Origin of the sequence: Maribacter caenipelagi, from assembly GCF_004364175.1 — a bacterium.
In the GTDB taxonomy this organism is placed as follows: Bacteria; Bacteroidota; Bacteroidia; order Flavobacteriales; family Flavobacteriaceae; genus Maribacter; species Maribacter caenipelagi.
Genome location: NZ_SNZW01000001.1, coordinates 118,191 through 137,937 on the forward strand (window position 1 = coordinate 118,191; position 19,747 = coordinate 137,937).

General features: G+C 34.2%; 16 protein-coding genes and 1 tRNA gene. 5 read left to right on the forward strand and 12 right to left on the reverse strand.

Annotation, left to right across the window (positions count from 1 at the left end):
• Positions 1–8: 8 nt before the first annotated feature.
• Positions 9–392: an START-like domain-containing protein gene (locus DFQ03_RS00580; protein WP_073243911.1), complete on the reverse strand. Its 384-nt coding sequence runs from the start codon at positions 390–392 to the stop codon at positions 9–11.
• A 138-nt stretch (positions 393–530) separates the two neighbouring features.
• Between DFQ03_RS00580 and DFQ03_RS00585 the strand changes: the two genes are divergently transcribed.
• From DFQ03_RS00585 to DFQ03_RS00605, 5 genes are all read left to right on the forward strand, one after another.
• Positions 531–604, forward strand: a tRNA-Met gene (locus DFQ03_RS00585).
• A gap of 233 nt (positions 605–837) precedes the next feature.
• Positions 838–1,449 carry a hypothetical protein gene (locus DFQ03_RS00590; protein WP_133671099.1) on the forward strand — a complete coding sequence of 204 codons (612 nt, stop codon included), beginning with the start codon at positions 838–840 and terminating at the stop codon, positions 1,447–1,449.
• A 13-nt stretch (positions 1,450–1,462) separates the two neighbouring features.
• Positions 1,463–2,005, forward strand: coding sequence for a site-specific integrase (locus DFQ03_RS00595; RefSeq protein WP_262711547.1), 543 nt, complete (start codon positions 1,463–1,465; stop codon positions 2,003–2,005).
• Position 2,006: 1 nt separating this feature from the next.
• Positions 2,007–2,687, forward strand: a complete 681-nt coding sequence (locus tag DFQ03_RS00600; RefSeq protein WP_133671101.1) for a hypothetical protein — start codon at positions 2,007–2,009, stop codon at positions 2,685–2,687.
• 168 nt (positions 2,688–2,855) lie between these two features.
• The gene (locus DFQ03_RS00605; RefSeq protein WP_133671102.1) at positions 2,856–3,224 is read left to right on the forward strand and encodes a hypothetical protein; all 369 of its coding nucleotides are present in this window, start codon (positions 2,856–2,858) and stop codon (positions 3,222–3,224) included.
• Between the two features lie 23 nt (positions 3,225–3,247).
• Here DFQ03_RS00605 and DFQ03_RS00610 read toward each other — a convergent pair whose 3' ends face one another.
• The 11 genes from DFQ03_RS00610 to DFQ03_RS00660 all read right to left on the reverse strand — a co-directional run bounded on the left by DFQ03_RS00610 (position 3,248) and on the right by DFQ03_RS00660 (position 19,726).
• Entirely contained in the window at positions 3,248–4,381 is a 1,134-nt protein-coding gene (locus DFQ03_RS00610) for a type II secretion system F family protein (RefSeq protein WP_133671103.1), read from the reverse strand.
• Entirely contained in the window at positions 4,381–4,851 is a 471-nt protein-coding gene (locus DFQ03_RS00615) for a hypothetical protein (protein WP_133671104.1), read from the reverse strand. The genes DFQ03_RS00610 and DFQ03_RS00615 overlap by 1 nt, the downstream gene beginning before the upstream one ends.
• On the reverse strand, positions 4,841–5,176 hold the full coding sequence (locus DFQ03_RS00620; protein WP_133671105.1) for a hypothetical protein: 336 nt from the start codon (positions 5,174–5,176) through the stop codon (positions 4,841–4,843). The genes DFQ03_RS00615 and DFQ03_RS00620 overlap by 11 nt, the downstream gene beginning before the upstream one ends.
• On the reverse strand, positions 5,164–6,456 hold the full coding sequence (locus tag DFQ03_RS00625) for a hypothetical protein (RefSeq protein WP_133671106.1): 1,293 nt from the start codon (positions 6,454–6,456) through the stop codon (positions 5,164–5,166). The genes DFQ03_RS00620 and DFQ03_RS00625 overlap by 13 nt, the downstream gene beginning before the upstream one ends.
• Positions 6,453–6,890: a hypothetical protein gene (locus DFQ03_RS00630; RefSeq protein ID WP_208295872.1), complete on the reverse strand. Its 438-nt coding sequence runs from the start codon at positions 6,888–6,890 to the stop codon at positions 6,453–6,455. The genes DFQ03_RS00625 and DFQ03_RS00630 overlap by 4 nt, the downstream gene beginning before the upstream one ends.
• Before the next feature lie 48 nt (positions 6,891–6,938).
• Positions 6,939–7,319, reverse strand: a complete 381-nt coding sequence (locus DFQ03_RS00635; protein WP_133671108.1) for a hypothetical protein — start codon at positions 7,317–7,319, stop codon at positions 6,939–6,941.
• Between the two features lie 2 nt (positions 7,320–7,321).
• Positions 7,322–8,038, reverse strand: coding sequence for a hypothetical protein (locus DFQ03_RS00640; protein WP_133671109.1), 717 nt, complete (start codon positions 8,036–8,038; stop codon positions 7,322–7,324).
• Between the two features lie 136 nt (positions 8,039–8,174).
• On the reverse strand, positions 8,175–11,648 hold the full coding sequence (locus DFQ03_RS00645; protein WP_133671110.1) for a T9SS type B sorting domain-containing protein: 3,474 nt from the start codon (positions 11,646–11,648) through the stop codon (positions 8,175–8,177).
• Positions 11,649–12,004: 356 nt separating this feature from the next.
• On the reverse strand, positions 12,005–12,610 hold the full coding sequence (locus tag DFQ03_RS00650; RefSeq protein WP_133671111.1) for an REP-associated tyrosine transposase: 606 nt from the start codon (positions 12,608–12,610) through the stop codon (positions 12,005–12,007).
• 286 nt (positions 12,611–12,896) lie between these two features.
• A complete protein-coding gene (locus tag DFQ03_RS00655) occupies positions 12,897–13,586 on the reverse strand; it encodes a hypothetical protein (protein ID WP_133671112.1) in 690 nt (229 codons plus the stop codon).
• Between the two features lie 2 nt (positions 13,587–13,588).
• On the reverse strand, positions 13,589–19,726 hold the full coding sequence (locus tag DFQ03_RS00660; RefSeq protein ID WP_208295873.1) for a DUF6443 domain-containing protein: 6,138 nt from the start codon (positions 19,724–19,726) through the stop codon (positions 13,589–13,591).
• Positions 19,727–19,747: the final 21 nt, after the last annotated feature.

The window sequence follows — 19,747 nt, forward strand, 5'->3', positions numbered from 1 at the left end:
GGGTATTTTTAGGATGATCCTAATACCTGTTTTAAATCTGAAACTTGGTTCGTCCAAAGCATTTTAGACTCCTCAATTTCATCATCTTCTGCAAAGTCGGTTATAAATAATGAAACATCTTTAGTTATTTCATCAACAATTATTTTCATCTCAAAAAAGCTATCATCTTCTGCTTCATCCCAAGCAAAACGTACAAACTCATCAGATTTTCGTTTTAAGAGTTTAGCTTCTTCTTCAGCTCCGTCCCAAATAAATGTAAACTTTTCTCCTCTAGAATTCACATTATCAGCAAACCATTCTGACAGTCCAGATGGTGTTGCCAGGTATTGATATAACATCTGTGGTGAAGACTGTATTACAAACTCAATTTCAAATTTTATTTTATCGCTCATGTTCATGCTACTTTATTGCGGGCAATATATATATTTCTAAATGATAAAAAAATAAATGTGAGGTATTATTTTTTTCATCAAGTTTTGTTGAAGAACAAATAAATTACCACTATATTTGCAGCCGTTTAAAAATAATATGGCGAGGTAGCTCAGTTGGTTAGAGCGTCGGATTCATAACCCGGAGGTCGGGGGATCGTGCCCCCCTCTCGCTACATTAGTAAATTCAAGTAAAACAACGGTTTAGTTCACTCTAAACCGTTTTTTTATGTCTATATTTCTGCATGCAATTACAATTGAACACGAAAGTGAACACGATTTAGAACACGATTTGTCTACAAAACCAAACTTTTCAGTACCAAAAATCTATACCGCCAAAGGTGATCTTTCAAAAAGATGGTACGTCTATTTTTCATTTAGGAACCCAAAAACTAATAAATTGGAACGAATGAAAAATATTTATGGTAAGGCCAATAACTACAAAACCAAGGCAGATAGATTAACAATTCTCACCTCCTACCGTAAAAATTTATTAAAATTATTGAGAGCTGGCTATAGTCCATTGGAAAATCAATCGGTCGATAAAATTCATGAACCGGATTTAAAGCATGTAAGAGTAGACAATAAAATAGAAAAAATTAAAACTGAACATAAAAAGTCTAATAACAACATAGCGAATATAGAACTGCCGACTCAATCGGAAACAAAGGATTTAGGAATGCCCCTAAAAGATGCCTTCGATTACGTTTTAAAGTTGAAGAAAAATCAAGTTAAAGCTAGAACAGTTCAAGATTATCGACTTAAAGGTCAAGCCTTTTTAAAATGGCTATCAGAAAATTATCCAAATATTAAATACACCCATCAATTAACTAAAAAAATGTTGCTTGATTTTTTAAACGAAATAGTCATCAATACAAGTCCAAGAAATAGAAATAATTTCAGATTGACCCTTGGAACTTTTTTACAGACTTTAGAAGAAAATGAAATTATAAAACTCAACTTTATAAAAACGATTAAGGTTTTAAAATCTGTACCAAATCGGAATAAAACATTTTCTTGAGGTAGAAAAAAGTATATTCAAACATTTAACGAAAGAAGACCCGATATTATTACTATACATCAAATTTGTTGCCTATAACTTTCTTAGACCTATAGAAGTATCTAGGCTTCGTATTAAAGACGTGGATTTAATAAACAGAACACTTACCTTCCAAGCTAAAAACAGTAAGTTAAAAAAGAAAATAATACCCCAAATGCTATTTGATGAAATACCAGACTTATCAAATTTGAATCCAGATCATTTACTTTTTACCCCTACCGAAATTGGCGGAGCTTGGGATACTAAAGAAACTAACAGAAGAAATTATTTCTCTAAACGATTTAAACAAAAAGTGAAAGAACATTTTAATCTAAACGAAGATTTCGGATTATACAGCTTCAGACATACGTATATCACAAAACTATATCGGGTAATATTAAAAGATGCTACACCATTTGAAGCCAAAAGTAAATTAATGTTGATAACGGGTCATAGTTCAATGTCCGCTTTAGAAAAATATTTACGTGATATAGATGCTGAGCTTGCCGAAGATTATTCCAATCTTTTAAAAGAATAGAATGGATACAAGCAATACATTAAAACGTTTAATAAATCAGCTCTATAACCCTCTTCTATTTTTTATTCCCAAAAGTATCATCCCTTTAAGTGAACTAAGTGAATTTAGAAATATTAAAACAGAAGAATTTTTTAATACCATTGTTCTACTTTCTGAAAATAATGCAGCAGAAAAAGTGCTAGCTATAAAAGATTGCACACCATTATTAGAAAAGGCGTCAATTCTCAATTATAATACAATAACGTTAATAGACAAAAAGGAAGATGCGAGTTCATTACAATTTTCAACGCTTTTAGAAAGTTATATAATGCATTTACGGTTTTATACGTTCATTACTAAATGGATGAATGAAAATGTGACATTTCAGTGCGATGCCAATAAAAAAATCAAGGGATACTTTCAACTTCAGGCAGATTGTTTTCAATATCACAAAGTCCAAATTGAAAACAAATTCAGTATTCAAATAATTCCAAATCTTAATTCAGCTGAAGTTCTAACCTATATTAAGAATGACAATGTTCTGCTATTAAAAAATGTCTTTAAACACCAAGAAAAGTTAGATACAATTGAAGCAAGTCCTACACCCAAAAGTCTAAAAAAAATAGGGTCTCGAAAGCCGGTTTTAATTACCGATGAAGAATCAATGGAATTTCTTTTAAAAACTGTTTTTAATTCAAATTAGAAACAACTCCCCTATTTTAGCTAAGGTTAGTTAATTAGCTACCCTATCAAAATATCTCGGAAAATTCATTAATTATGCGTCAAACATACGTACATTTAACGCTAAATGGACACAAAATACTACATCTGCACCTATTGTCATGAAGAATTCATACCTAAAAGACGGCATGTGCAAAAATTTTGTAGTGCCACATGCAGGTCTAAAGCTCATCATCAGAAAACAAAAACATCGAATTTATTACCCGTTAAACAAGCTCCGAAATTTACCAATAAAATTGAAAAAATGAGTGCTGCAGGAATTGGAAATGCTACTGCCGGAGCACTTGCTGCAGATGTCTTAAAAAATGCTTTTACCAATAACAATAATAAACCAGCAACTAAAGGTGACATACTAGCATTAAGTCAGAAAATTGAACGATACCAAAGAGTATTGAATATTCCATTAGGTGAAAATGGTGAACTCCCTTATTTTGATATGGTAACCAAGCAAATAGTTTATTTCAAAAATACGCTTCCCTTTAAAAATCCTAAATTTTAGAGATTTAAAACTGAAACTTCGTACTACCCCACTACACTGCTCAACTTAAACATTGGTAAATACATAGACACTAAAATTACGCCTACAAAAATGCCAATCACAATAATAATTATAGGTTCCATTAAGGTGGAAAGTAGTTTCGATTTTTGCTGGACTTCTATCGCATATTGCTGACTTAATCTCTCAAAGATGTATTCAGTCTGGTTGGTTTCTTCAGCCACCTTGACCAATGAAATCATTTTATTATCAAAGATCTTATTATTTGCCATACTAGCATTTAAACTTTGCCCAGACATTACATCATTTTCTACATTCTTCAATGCCTCGTTTAAGGGATGAAAATTAATCATTTTCTTTACTAACTGAATACTGTTCAGCATGGGCACTTTAGAAGCGGTTAATAAGGCTACAGCTTGCGTGAATTGTGCTAAATACACAGAGGTAACAAAACTACCTATATAAGGTATTCGTTGAATAAATTGATCATTAACCGATTTAAACCATTGCTTAGTAGAAAACACTTTTCTTAGTACAATTAACAATCCAATAAACAAGAGCACTAACCAACCATAATCTTTAATAAAATTAGAGGCACTGATAATCATTTTGGTTATCCCTGGTAATTCTACCCCATTTTGCTTAAATATATCCTCAAACATGGGCACTACCATACGAAGCATAAATACAACTACTAATATTGCCGTACAAAGTATAATAATTGGATAAGTCAAAGCATTCATTAAGCTTCTTCGCTGTTCATTTTTTCTTTCGTAAAACTTACCTAATTCTTCTACAATTCTGGGTAATGTTCCTGTTTCCTCACCAATTTTTATAGAAAAATATTCATATTCAGAAAACTCCGGTTTATCTCTTAGTACTTCAAAAAAACTTTGACCCGCTATCAATTCCGACCCTATTTCGCTAAAAAGGGTAATTTGCTTCTCTTTTTTTTGATTGCCTTGTATTAAGGCAATTGCATCTTTTAGTTGAATCCCCGCTTTAAGCAACACAGCCAGTTCTGAATAGAAATTTTCCTTCTTCTTATTCCCGAAAGATTTACCAAACGTAATTTCTTTTTGCAACAGATTGTTCAACCAATCCTTTTCAGAGGTTGCTTGTTTATTTCTAGCCGTTTGTTCTAGCTTAAAACCACTCATTATTGCTGATTTATATACGTAACTGGTGTATTCTGCTTAAATACAAATATTTCTTGATGTCCTGTATCCTTACTGGTTACTATAGAAATAGCATCTATCTCACCTTGAACCACTTTCTGATTATCAAAATAATACGCAATAGATTCAAATTCCATTTCTAAATTTTCTGTTCGAATACTATTTCCGTTTAAAATCTCATACTGCCTTCCTTCCAATTCATTGGAAAGTAATATTTTATTATTCTTTTGGTCAACAACTATGAAATCATATCTGCTAAAATCTATCCATAAAGACTGCCTTAGCTGATTTATATCTGTTTTAATGGCATAAATGGTCTCGATACTCCCCATTTGTCGTTGCACTAAATTTAATACCGCAAAAGCCATACCTACAACAACAGTGGTAATTACTAACACCACCATCATCTCTTGTAAAGAGAACGCCTTTATTTTGTTTAGTTTAATCTTCACCTATTAGAGATTTTCTTATACTCATTTCGGTTTTGGTTTGCTCCGCCTTCATAACTGCATATTGTCCCGTTCGTTTTTCATCTGCAACAATAGAAATCTCCCATGACTCATATTCTTCATAGTGGGGCAATTCCAAAACCTTATGAAGATATTGGTATTCCAAAACATTCATTCGCTCTTCAACTTTGTCTGTATTTTGTCTAATATTTGTTGCGATAATATTATTCAAAACCATACTTGAAATCATAAATATGACTACAATAAGTACTGTAGCTACTAATGTTTCCATTAATGAAGATGCCTTTATTTTTTTTAGTAAAGCCATTTCATTACTTCTTTATTTTCTACTCTTGACGCCAATAACAGACCTACATATTTCTCGGATAACTGTGTACTATTAATTATCCCATTATAGATATGATTTTGATATACACTACCGTTTTCTAAAGCAATGAATCCGTCTGTATAAATAGTACCATCTACACTCCCTTTCAACTCCACATTTTTGGTACAATACACTTCTCCAATGACTTTAGCACCAGTTTCTATTTTTACGCTTGGTGTATATTGCTTTGTGGTATTATCATCTATTACCATGACATAACCCTTAACGTTGACACTTTCATTTAAATGAATAGTTGGGGTTTGATTTACAGTAGCTTTATTATTTGCTAATCCTGAACCTTGAAAACTCTTTTTCTTTTTAACCACCAGTGCCGAAGGGTAAAACAAATTGCACTTTTTACCTACATAAATAGATTCGGTAGCAATTGCCTGAAAAGTACCTACCACGCCTTTTTGTATTTCAATCTCTGGTGCCATTAAGACTACATCAGTAAGTTGGGCACTTGCTTCTACAATAATTTTAGAAGAAGCTACAATAATTACATTGCCGGTTAATTGTATATTCTGTAATCGTACTGCTCTATCCTTGTAAATTATAGTTTCGTTATTAAAAGAATTTTTAATTCCTTCAGATGAAAGACGATGTATAATCTCGCCTTGAGGAATAAAATTAGTATTGGTCAATACGTCTATTTGACCCTTTAAATCTAATGATAACTTAGGTAAGACAGAATCACTTCTAAATCTTCTGCCATAAAGTAACTCATTTCTATTATATGAGTTACCATTAATATTACCCATCTTCAACCCTTGCTCCGGTAAAAAGGCGTTTCCTGTTATTTTTGCATTTCCTGCAATTATCATAGGTCTTTGATGGTTATTTAAATATAATGCTGGTAATTCTTCTTGTTCTTGCCCGCCAATAAGCACTGTTTTGGTATATGAAGTATTTCCATGTACCGCAAGTGATTTTCTTTTTTCAAACACGCCCCAAAACTCTCTTTCAACCGTAGTTGTTATGGGTATATCTTCTTCTTTTACAACTGTATATTTTTCTCCTATTTGAAAATCGAATTTTAGTGAGGCATCTATACCATAATTGGTTCTTCTAAGAACCTCTACCAAAACATCCGTTTTTTTTTCAAAATGCTGATGGGTATAGGTCAATAATAAAAAAGACATCAACAAAACCGCTACAATTGCACCTACAAAAAGTACAAATTGTAATGCTCCTGCTTTCACTTTTCTAGCTATAATCATTGTGCTAGAATAATTTTTTCTGATATTCCGTTATAAGAAACTTTAATGTAGCTATTAGTGCCTTGAATCAATTTTACTTCCTTAAAAGTATCTTTCAAGCCCATCATTTGTTGTTGACCGTCTATGGTTACAAAAAAGATTTTCTGTTTACTACCTTTATCGGTAATGAATCCTGTGTAAACAATGTTCTTTTTAGGTAAATCTTTCTTTACTATTATAGAAACTTTCTTTTTACGGTTAGAGGCGGGATTCTTGATTGTTCCCAAAAATGGATCTCTATATTCGGCAACTATGGTGAACTGCTCTCTTTCTTTTATCTCTTTTGGAACAAATTTATCAGCAATTACAGCTGTAGCATTACTTTCAATTGTAGGATTTAAAGCACTTACAAACTTATACCCTATAATTCCCCAAACTAAGAGTACAACTGCCAAAAGCAAGTATGTTTTATGCTGTTTTTTCATCTATAATTAAATACCCATTTAGTTTACAGTGAACGAGTTGGTGGTATACGGAGTCTCAAAATCACTATTCTGTGCTTTTACCCTCCATTCATAAGAATTATTCAATAAAGTCCTAGTTATTTTTGAGCCGATATACGTACTATCTACCACTACTAAGGTATCTGCTACAATTTGTGACGCATTGGTAAAACTAGGCTGGGCAATCTGCACGTGATAACTCGTAGCTTCAAATACCTCTTGCCAAGTGAAATTAATTTCTGTTTGTGTGACTACCGAACTATCCGATGGTGCCAAAAGAACAACCTCTTCTTCAGAAATATCAGGCACTTCCAATATTTCTTCACAACTAGCTAAAAAAACTATAGATCCGACCAATAAAAATGAATATATACAGCGCATATTTATAGTTTTAGAGATGATTGTAATTCATTTAATCTACTAGCATTTTTTTCTGTTCCTTTCGGACATTTACCATCTTCTAAAAAGGTTTCTATCATCGGTTTTCCATATTTATTTGCACTCCAACATACACCCATAACGGTATAATCAAAAAGTTCATCTTGTGTTATGGTGATTTTGCGCTTTTGATTGTCATTCAAAATTTCTAATTGAAGTAAACCATTACTATCTGTCGATAAAAAAAGTCCATCTGCACTTGAAATTTCCGCAGCTAAATCAGATGTAAGTAAAACAGAAATCGTGGACACTATTTTATAATCTGAATCTGCTACCAAATAATTTTTAAGCTCTTGGTTCTGTTCTTGATTGATCACCTCCTTTAACCCAACTTTATTGTGCAAACTAAACACTGTATATTTAGGCTTATTCGGTAATGAATCTATATAGGTTACAGTAGACTTGCTACCAGTCAACTCTTTTGTAGTTTCATATGCCTTGAAAGAGCTTTTATCAAAAGGAATGGTTTGTGCCATAACCTGAATTGGCTCTATAATTGTAGGACTCCCTACGGGAACAAACTTAGATTTTAATAAGTTGGTTTCTTGTTTGCCGACTGTACCTAGAAAAGGCAAGGCACCATCATTAACGGCTATAGATTTAATGCTGCTACAAGAACTAAGTATAAATAGTATGCAAATGAATACAATGGTTTGCTTCATTAAATTCGGTTTTATGTACACTTCAATTTCTTTGCTGAAGAAATCTAGAAGATGTATTATTTTTTGATTATAAAACTGGCTTCCTTTTAGAACGAAATTATACTAGATGTGTTGTATAAATCAATTAAAATTATTGTCAGCGCTTTAATGTAAAATGCCCAGTTATTACTTCATTATTTCCATAAGTATATTTGAACCAGTAATCCGATTCAGGAAGAGATACACCATTATACAAACCATCCCACCCCCTAGAAGTTGAATTAATCTGTTTCAAAAGTTTACCGTACCTATCGTAAATAAACAATTGGGATTCAGGATACAGTTCACCACCGATGATATTCCAATATTCATTGTTGCCGTCCCCATTCGGGGTGAAAAATCGTTGGTAACCAATACCCAATATTTCCTCGGATAAAACTCTACACTCTTCCAAATCCCTAACAAAAACGGTATGTTTTCCTGGGAAAACTTTGAACTCATTACTTGCCTGATAATTTTCTCCATCCACGGAATATTCAAAAGGTCCCGTTCCTGTCGCGTTAATTGTAATATCTATTTGGTCTGAAAATCCGTTAACCTCAACTTCCATTGTTTCTGGCGCACCAGATGATAATACCTCAAAAGATTGGGAGTTTACACAACTCACTCCGTTTGTAGTTTGGCTTACCCTTAATAGATATTCTCCTAATTCTGATACGTTGAAATTTCTAACAGTACTCAGTTCTACACCTGCAGAATTCTGCCAAGACCACGATTCAAAATCTCCACCATCAATAACTAAGGCAGGACTATCCGGACAAATAACATAACGTTCTTCCAAATTAGGCTGTGGTAAAGAATTGATAATAATTTCAAAAGATGTCGTGGCATAGCAACTATCTAGATTATTAGGTTGTACACGAGCGTAAATAGTTTCTTGATTCATTACATTGCTATATGTCGATGAATCAAAAGAATTCGTATTGTTTTCAGCATCAGTTTGAGAAGCGAAATACGTTACATTATATTCGCTAACGTCTTGACTTCCCAAAATCTCTACATCTTTTTGGGTCAAATCTATAGTTTGAACACCTGTTTCCTTGACATCACACAGAATTATTGGTGATGGAGCTTGCGCAAACGGAGTATTATAAACCGAAATACTAAAACTACCGGTAACAATACAATTTGCATTACTAGTATTTACAATGCTGTAATAAATAGTCTGAGGATTAGCAGTGTTTTGAAATGTTCCTATTATTTCATTTTGAGCCATATCAGCATCTACCATATTCTCATAATAACGAACCGTAAAATCAGCTACATTTTGATTTCCTAATATTTCCGCATTCTTTTGGGTAAGGTCGAAAACAGCAACACCATTGTTATCATTGTCACACACATTCCAATCTGTGACTGTCTGAATTTGTGGTGAATCAAAAACCTGCAATTCAAAACTAGTTGTTGCATAACAACTAGTGTCCGATGCATTTTCTACTCTTACAAATATGCTTTGATTATAAGCAGTTGTATTTGTAAAAATATTGGCTATTGCATTTACACCACTTTCTGCATCTGCCATAGTCGTATGGTATGATATTGCCAAACTAGTTGAACTTTGTGTTCCAATGATTTCTGCTTCTGTATCGCTCAACGAAAATGTTGCCAAACCGTCATTGTTATCATCGCACATTTCTAAGTTAGACGGAGTATTTGCAACCACTCCGGAGCTCACTTCGATAGTAAAGCTTTCCGTTTTATAACAATCTATGTGTGAGCTATTTTCCAGTCTCACAAAAATTTCTTCACTAGGCAAAGTGTTGGTATAGTTTACAGGTAACGGATTAGAACCAGTATCGGCATCCGCTTGAGAAGCAAAATAGGCAACATCAAAAACAGTTTCATCTTGACCATTAAAAATTTCAGTATTCTTTTCGGTTAAATCAAATGTGTAAAATCCGTCAAGGTCATCGTCGCAAATGGTCCAATTGTTTATAGTTTCTAATGTTGGTTCTTGCTGGGCAATGACATTGAACTGGGTTGTATCAAAACAAATTGTATTGCTACTATTAGACACTAGTGCATAAACCGCCGTACTCCCTAGCGGAAAATCATAACTCAATGCCAACGCATTACTATTTGTATCTGCATCATTTTGTGATGAAAAATAGGTAACCGTGAAATCTGATGGGTTTAGAGTACCTAAAATTGCATTATTTAGCGTGGTTAAATCTAAAGTATAGCTATCTTCCGCAACACATACCTCTATATCTGTTTGTGTAACAGCAATAGGAGTTTCAAAAATGGTAATATCCTTAGTCTCCGTTTTGGTCTCTGATGCCGTAGTCACGGTTACAGATACCGTGTAGTCTCCAGCAGCCGTATATGTATGACTTGGGTTTTGTAAGGTAGATGTGTTACCATCTCCAAAATCCCATAAGGTAGAAACTGGGGTGGCACTAATAGAACTTTCAAAAGTGGTTGGGTTTCCTGCACAAAAACCATCAACATCAATGTTCACTAAAAAATAACTGGTTATAAATGGTGGTAGACCTAAAACCCCTAACCTACCCCCTAAATCAATTGAACTGTAATTTAAGTTACTTGCAGCACCTTTTTCATTAGGGTTTTCTATTACACTTAAAGTTGGTCTTAGATACTCCGTTAAATAAATTTTACCATCTATACCCAATTGAAGTGCGCCAAAAGTAATTTCTGTTGTATTTAAACTGACTACTGAATTTTTTATATCAACCGCCTCCAAATCATACTGATATAACTCAGTAAAATTAGAGCTATTTGTATATAAAAATCTGCTACTAGGAGAAAATTCTATTCCAAAAAAACCCTTATATTCCTCGGTAGCATCCAATATGGCAACTGCATTTGTTAAGACACCGGTAGCGGTATCAAAATCCATTACGTCCACATTTAACCCGGCATGTGCAGCTGCAACTTTTTCACCATTAGGTGAAGCTTTAATGTATCCTATGGCATGATAATCATCTTCATAAAAATAGGTGGTTAAGTGTATTCCTAAATTAGAGATAACCGGAGTAGGATTTACTCCTGCCGTTGTAACTAAGTATGCCATATATGCATCGCCAAAAGCATCGTGGGTCAGCACCCAAACATCGGTACCATTGGCATGGGTAACTGCAGTAAGTTTCTCCGAAGCCGGTGTAACCAATTGTATGTTTTTTTGAATGACATCACCTAGTCCACCGTTAAGGGATATATCTACAACATTATAATTGATACCATTTTCTAACTTTAATTTGTCTGCCGTAAAAATGTAATATATATTGGGATCTCCGGGATTAGGAATTATGATAGCAGATTGTGTTGCAGACGGGTCACCTAATAAACCATTGCCGTTTGGCATGGGCACGTGGTTTCGGTTCCAAACCGTAATACCATCTGTATAGAATAAAAGATTGCCGTTAAAATCTGAAATGGTTGCACAGCCTTCCCTAGTATTTAAGGCACCATCTAATAAAGTTAGTGGTGATCCACTGTTAAAATCAAGCCCTGCATTTTCACCAAAATACCAAATGGCTGCCTCCCTTTGGGCATTTACAAAACAACTTATTAATAGAAGAAATATTACTAGAAAATTACGAAGATTCAAGCGTGGTTAGGTTTTGGTTTATTAGTACAAAATACCCCTATTTTATGGCTGTACAAAAGCATTACTATAAAACGTAGGTAAAAACGGTAAATTGTATGGTTTTCCCCTCATTTTTAGTGTTTTTAGGGTTCAATTGAACGTTGATTTCTAGTATCAATCAATCCTTTTAAATGTAACATACTTAATCGGTTGAAATTTATCTTTATAACAACCAGTTTATAACTAGTTTTAGCAACCGAAAAGCTACGATTTGCTAACTCAAAAAACACTTTGCGAAATTTTCAACTTCGCAGCATTATTTTTAATATCTATTTATAATCACGGGTTTAGTTCTTCAAAACTTAAAAAGTTACCATTCACCAAGACATACTTTTAAGAAAAGCTGAACTTTTTAAAACATCTATAACTGGATTGTCAACTTTTGTAATTTGGAGCACACCTTGCCCATGCACATAGTTAGTGGCACTAGAAAAGGAATAATTTGAAGCCTTGACCACCAACCCTGCTCTAACCGGATTCATATGTATATAATTCAATTTAGACCAAAGAAATTTATCTGAATACACCTCCTCTGGATGGTTGCCATATTTCCAAAATTGATACTTCTTGTTTCTACTATGTTTTTTTGCTGCTGTTTCAAAACGTTCTAGCATCCACTCCCTTCTGCTTTCCGGTTCTTCGTGAATAGATGCCAGAATGACCTTTGCTGTATGTTTCTTAAAATCACGAACAAGGTCCGATAATTTACCATCGTTACTTTGTATAATGAGATGTATATGATTGCTCATAATAACATAACCAAATATGACCATACCTTTGTTCTTAATACAATATCCTAGATTTTCTATCAACAGGTCTTTGTAACGCTTTCTTGTAAAGACATCCACCCAATCTACTACGGTAAAAGTGAGAAAGTGTGGTTTCGTTTGGTCTCTTATTTTATAACCTTCATTATTGAACATGAATGTAAGTTAGGAAATTGCCCGATACTCTAAAAATGCTGTGTGGTGTCTTATTTGCTCTACGAAGTTCGCAATTTCATAGCAGTAACAACTATTACTAGCTCTGCGAAGTTTGCAACTTCGTAGCCGTACTAACTATAATTTAATATCTATTAAAATTTTAAATATGCAATAGAATTATATTCTTACTATTTCTGCTTACTGTTATTGCCTACTCATTTCGGTACGAAGTTGTAAACTTCGCACAGCGGGATTTTATGATTTATAATTGTTTGTAATTACCTTTTCACAAAGAGATTCTAATTATATCATAATTTTTAGATGCTACATCAAAATCCCTAACATTGGTATAATAAGCTTTTTCCTCACATAACATATTAACATCTCGATAAATAGCAAACTCAATAGTCTTCATTACAGACTTCAATTTTTTACACCTATCAAGGTTTTTTGATTTAAACTTTACTCTGCTATTTAAATTTAAATCTGCTAAATCAAAATCCTTTGTGACTTCCTTAACCGTCATTATATCTTCAGATAGAAGCCTTTTGTAGGATTGGTTTGGCGGTATCACTATAAAGTCATACACTATTTGATTTTTATTAATTATTGCTTCTTCTCCCATAATAATATTATCAGAGTATTTCGTAGAAACGAATGGTGTTAATGGCAATAGTGATAACTTATTTATCTTATTTTTTTTATCTACTCTATGTAGGTATTTAGATTTTAAATAATCGTCTTTTAGATAACTTGAGAATAAATATATAGTATCTTTAGTCGTATTATTAATAATTATTTCAATTCCGTTTCCATTCTTAACACTTGTTGCATAAACCTTATTTGTATGTTTAGCATTAGTGACTGGCGTATCTGCTATTTGATTTGAACAATAAGCATTTCTTTCCTGTGCTTGCATCGTTAACAAACAACATAGAAAAGCAAATATTATTGGTGTTATCTTTATATTTTTCATTATTATTTTATTAAGCTTCCTGTACCCTTAATAACAGTTCTGTTATGTGTCTCATCAACCTTTCTTGGGTTAAATGGACTTGACTTAAATCCTCCACTGCCATTAGGCACTTTATGAACAGACCTAATCATATTATCAAAACTAATAACATTGTTTTGAGCTTTGCCTCCGTAAATTACGTGACCAATACCGTGCATTGTGGAAATAGCTGTATTTGATGTTACATTATTATTAATCGTAAAGTTTGGTGGGTCATTTGGTCCAGGTATAGTTCCATTTGCCTTATGGGTATAATATCCTTGATTGACCTCATATATTGGACCAACATTGGCACTATGGTTAGGGTCTATGACGACATAATTTTCTGATAGATTTGTATTCTCTACTGTTAATGCAGTCACTTCTCCACCTGATTTTGAAGGGTCTAAAGTAAAACTGTTGCCATTTTTATCAGTTCCTGTATAAGAACTTTCAAAAATTATATTCGTAGTTGTTTTTTCACCTATAACACCAGACAATTTTTTAAATATTTTGTTTTCACTTCCTTTAAAGTCCTTTTTAGAGCCATTGTAAACTAAATTCCCACTTTTGGTATAACTAAAGTTTGATGCCTTATCTCCAAAAGTAGATTCTAAAACCTTATTGAATTCTGCCTGATATTTTTTACCAACATTTATACTATCTCCTTTTATATCAACAAACATAATCGGATTATTAGCAGCAAAATGATATGGTGAATGGCTGTAATATTTTTCAGCAAATCTATCTATCTTATTAAATCTTCCAATCGCTGGGTCATAATCTCTCCATTGGTAGGCTAATGTATTTTTTCCAAGCTCTTCTTCAAGTTCCTGACCTTGGAACGTTTGATAGTTGTTTTCCGTACCATTTACCACATTATTGTAACCTTTATGTTCAAGTCCAAAGGGATAGTAGTTAGATTCTTTTACAATTTCTGTAACCATAGGGTCAGTACTTACGGTAATACTATTATCATTGTTTTCATCTGTATAACTTAACCTTGTATTACCAAGGTAGTCTTTGTACTCATAAACATATTTGTAAACTCCATTTTCAACAGAAACATAGCCTTCTGGGTGACTAAAGAATTGAAGTTCAGAACTAGCATTAGTCAATTTCTTATAGATATAGTTGCCTGCATACTCCGTTTCTCCGCTACTTGTACCTGAGACTTCTTTATTTAGTTTCACCCCAGTTGCATCATACACATAATTTATATTACCATATATGGGTGACCCAACCACCCTAATTTGAACTGGTAAATTTAAGTGGTTATATGTTATGGCATCTTGGTCATTTACAAACATACCTTTGTTCTTATCAGAAACCATGTTGCCGTTGGCGTCGTAATTGTAATCAACACCAGATTTGTTACCGTCAAAGAAACCTTCTGTAGACTGAATATCATTGTAACCCGAATCAGACGCATTATCCGTTACACTCAATAATTGGTTACTATTCTCTGCATATTGATATTGCAAAACATCAATGAGTCTATAATAACTATCTGAATTTCTTTGCAAACTAAGAATATTGCCGTTTTTATCATAGCTTGCATTTTCAACATAATAGTTACCTATCAAATTAGTTCCGTCAATATTCAAACTAGCCAGTAACAATCTATTTAGTTCGTCGTACCTATACGTATAGGTCTTAACGTTATTATCAATATTTAAGGTATTCCAACTGGTTTGACTAATGTTTCCATTATACAGAGCATCCCCAACCGTTGGGTCATTATACCTTAATGTAAAATTGAAAAGATCGTTATCGTCAAAAATATCATTATTAATGTTCTTTAACCATCCTCTTACATTATAGGCATAATTAACCGTTTGTAAACCATCGGTATTCTCATAGGTAGTACCTGGGGCTCCACCCACTTTCTTAGCCTGTAACTGCCCAAGTTCATCATAAGAGTTGAAGACGATAAGTTCTTCTTCACCACCGGAGCCACCACCATTGGGGTCAATTTTAAGATGTGCACCGTCAGTTAATGTTGCTTCGGTAACTGTTATACTTTGTCCGGCAATCTGTAAAGTACTGATCGCGCCAGTTAAAGATAAATTATTTTGCACAGTACTAACACCCGTACTTTCACAGGTGGTTCCCATGGTTGCATCACCTATACATTGGGTCTGGCTCAATAAACGCCCAACATGATCATAAGTGAAATTATCTATGGTTACTACAACAACTTCGTCACCACTTACTGCAGGGTCCAAATCTCTTCTATGTTCGGTTCTTGTTTTCAATGGTTTACCTACAAAATCTAATGCTGTTTCCATAATGTCAACAGTACCAAGGTAAGAATTTTCACTGTAAGAATAAACAGCTCTACCTTTTTCGTCATAATAGCTTAAAGAAGTAATCCAATCATCGTTTTCCAGTACTTTCACCTTACTCACCGTTGGTAAGTCTTTAACATTTGTTGTATTTGTTTTTGTTGGATTACTATCTAATATGTTTATTGAAGTTGGAAAACTCGTTGGTCTAGCATCGTAATTATCGTAATAATTAATAGTCAGAATTTCTGTGTTACTTTCCGGGTAGGTATTAGAGGTGTAGAATACTCCATCAGTTACTCCACCAAAAACAGTAGACGTTCCCGTCTGGGAAACCCATAATGGAGCATTAGAATTTTCAACATCCGTTTTTACAGTTGCCAAAGAACCTAAGGTAGCGATACCTGTGTAAGCAACCCTACCAAATGCATCGTATTTCGTAAATAACCACTCTCCGTTTTCTCTAAGGTTGGCATCTTGGGTCAATATAGGCTGATCAAGCTTATTATAAACTATAAACTCCTCATCTTTTCCCGGTATCTGTTTTTCTACCAAACGGTTACGATGGTCGTATGTATACTGATACCCTAAAGCATCCATATTACTGATCAATGTAGATAAACCGGCATCTGTAGCTTCCATTTTTGGTGGTAGTACAAAGGTTAGGTTACCGTAGTCGTCGTAGACGTAGTAGGTGTCATGCCGTGCTTGGGTCTCTCCAGGTACATCTGCATAGGTTCTTTTCAATACTACCCTACCCTGCTTATCTGTAAACTCTTCTGTGGTATGGTTTTTTGTGGTGCCACTGTGGTTTTCATCTCTTGTTATGTTTTTATACAATTGACCTGCCTCATAGAAATTTTCTTCCGCTAATTCTGGTTGTTCTGTATTATCATTGATAAAACTAACATTGAACAAGCGCACTTCGTTTGCTTTGTTTGCTTCATAAGCGAATTCTATAGCGTGGTCGTCGCCATTTTCATTCAATGCCCAATCGTTGCCGGGAGCGGCTTGTTTAAGTATACGGTTTAAAGGGGAAGGTTCGAATTGTTTTTCTGAAAATGGGTTGATTGTATTTTGAAAATCAGCTAAATATTCATTTTGATAATAAGTGTTTGTTTCTGTTTCAGCCTCAACCCTAAATGTAGCTAAATTTTCATCGACCACCACATAGGGCAACCAATCTTTATCCATTCTACCAAAATCATCATATTCCATAAAAGTTACGATGTCTTTCTTACTATTTGCAGAATGGTCAATTGCCGTTTGCTGAAAAGTTCTACCTAAGCCATCGAAAAAAGTTATATTCTGAATTACTCCGTCGTCAGCCGTGAAAAAATCAAAATTATCTTGATTAACACCACTGTCAGTCTGCATTTCAGTTGCACTTTTTTGATAAGTTCGGGTGTACACATAATTATGTTCAGAAGGATCACTACTTGGTATGTTGAAAGTACAATCATTAGTTGAAGAACTAATTGTAGGGCATAAATCTGAATTATCAGAAACATAACCGGCTGGTTTATCACATTGGGTTAAGGTATCATTGGGGTCACCTAAACCATCTCCGTCTTCCAAATCACTGTACCAAGTTGGTTGACTCGTCACTGTTACTTGAAAAGTAACTAGATTTGAAGAACAACCATCATTAGAAACCGCTTGAACTTTGTAAAATGTATTATTATTTAAGATAGGAGTTTCAAATGTATTATTGGTTTCTAATAAATTATTAGAGCTATCATACCAGTTATAAACTGCATTCTCTACTCCACCAGCGCTAACTAGCGCTTTTTCTCCTTGACAAATTGTTGGAGGATTCAAAATTGGCTCTGGAGTAGCGTTAACTTCAATCGTCACCTCATTAAAAACTTCTCCACAATTAACGTTTCCGGTGACTCTATACGTAGTAGTTTCGGTAGGCGAAACTGTAATTGAGTTATAACCTGGTATTGTAATATTGTTAGTCTCATCGGTCCAAATAAAATTTTCACCTGGTGATGCATTTAAAGTAAAACTTGTTCCAGGACAAACAACACTTAAAGGTTCTCCTGTTATATCTATAGCACCATTGTTTTCTTGTGTTACAACTATGTAACCAGTATTGACCGTAGTATTTGCACAAGGCCCGTTTATATAACTGGCTTTTATAAAGTACTGACCTGGCCCAGTACTTGGCCAAGAAAGTTGACTACCATTTTTTTGAGGTATAGTACCATATTGAACAGGTTCATTATTTGAATAATAACCTTTACGGAGCTCATAACTAACATTATCCTGGGTATTTGCTAATAACACAGATAATGTTTCTCCCTCACAAACGTTATTTGAGGGATCATCTGTACTTATTTCAAATACTCTAAGTGTTTCTACTACACTAATGGCTTTACTTCCAACTTTAGGGTTTTCGCATAAATCATCATAAGTTGCTGTAATTGTTGCAGTACCAAAGAAATCTGTATTCCAGTCTATTCGACATTTAGAACTGTCAATTACATATATTTCGCCTGCTCCCTCCGTAATACCCCAAGAAACATTCTTATCTGCTGTAAAAACTGTACTCGAAGTATTATCTTGACATCTTTGGGTAATATTTGCCGTAACATTTGGCGCCGTTGCAACTGGCTTAACATTTATGGTTACATACCCGTCATCAGATCCACAATTTGTTGGTCCTACTACCTTGTACTCTACGGATGGATTGGTAGGGTATACAGTTTTTGATAACCCAGTACCCAGAATTTGTCCAGTGTTATTATTGTACCAGGTATAGGTTCCTGCACCTCCACTTGCAGTCAACGTATAACCAGTACCTGGGCATACAGTTCCTAAAGGAGCACCATTGATTGAAATTTGTTGATTAACTTCTTCGGTAACATTGACATAACCGGTAAATTTTTCAGTTGTACTACAGGGCCCATTACTATACTTAAATCCTATTCTATATGTAGCAGCTTCCATATTATTCCATGTAAGGGGACCACCACTACCAGTCTGTATCGCAGGACTATTAGAACCGTTTTTATAAAGCTGATAGATTACCCCAACCTGACTATCGCTCAATTTGACACTCAAAGTGCCACCGGGACATACGTTATTATTTTGTGGATCACTGGTGCTTATTGAATATGTTTTTAAGGTTTCAACAATATTTATTGGCTTATTTGTTGATTTAGGGTTTCCACAACCATCATCATAAGTTGCCGTAATATTTGCGGTCCCTACAAAATTTGGGTTCCATGTCACACGACAAGTAGTAGAACTAATTACAGAAATTGTACCCTCTGAACTAGGCATGGTCCATGTTACTGATTTATTAGCAATAAAATCAGTTTTTGCAGTATCATCTTGACACCTTTGAGTAATATTAGTAGTAACTGTGGGCGCGGTTGCAACGGGTTTAACATTTATGGTTACATACCCGTCATCAGATCCACAATTTGTTGGTCCTACTACCTTATACTCTATGGATGGATTGGTAGGGTATACAGTTTTTGATAACCCAGTACCCAGACTTTGTCCAGTGTTATTATTGTACCAAGTATAGGTTCCTGTACCTCCACTTGCAGTCAACGTATAACCAGTACCTGGGCATACAGTTCCTGAAGGAGCACCATTGATTGAAATTTGTTGATTAACTTCTTCGGTAACATTGACATAACCGGTAAATTTTTCAGTTGTACTACAGGGACCGTTACTATACTTAAATCCTATTCTATAAGTAGCGGCTTCCATATAATTCCATGTAAGGGGACCACCACTACCAGTCTGTATCGCAGGACTATTAGAACCGTTTTTATAAAGCTGATAGATTACCCCAACCTGACTATCGCTCAATTTGACACTCAAAGTGCCGCC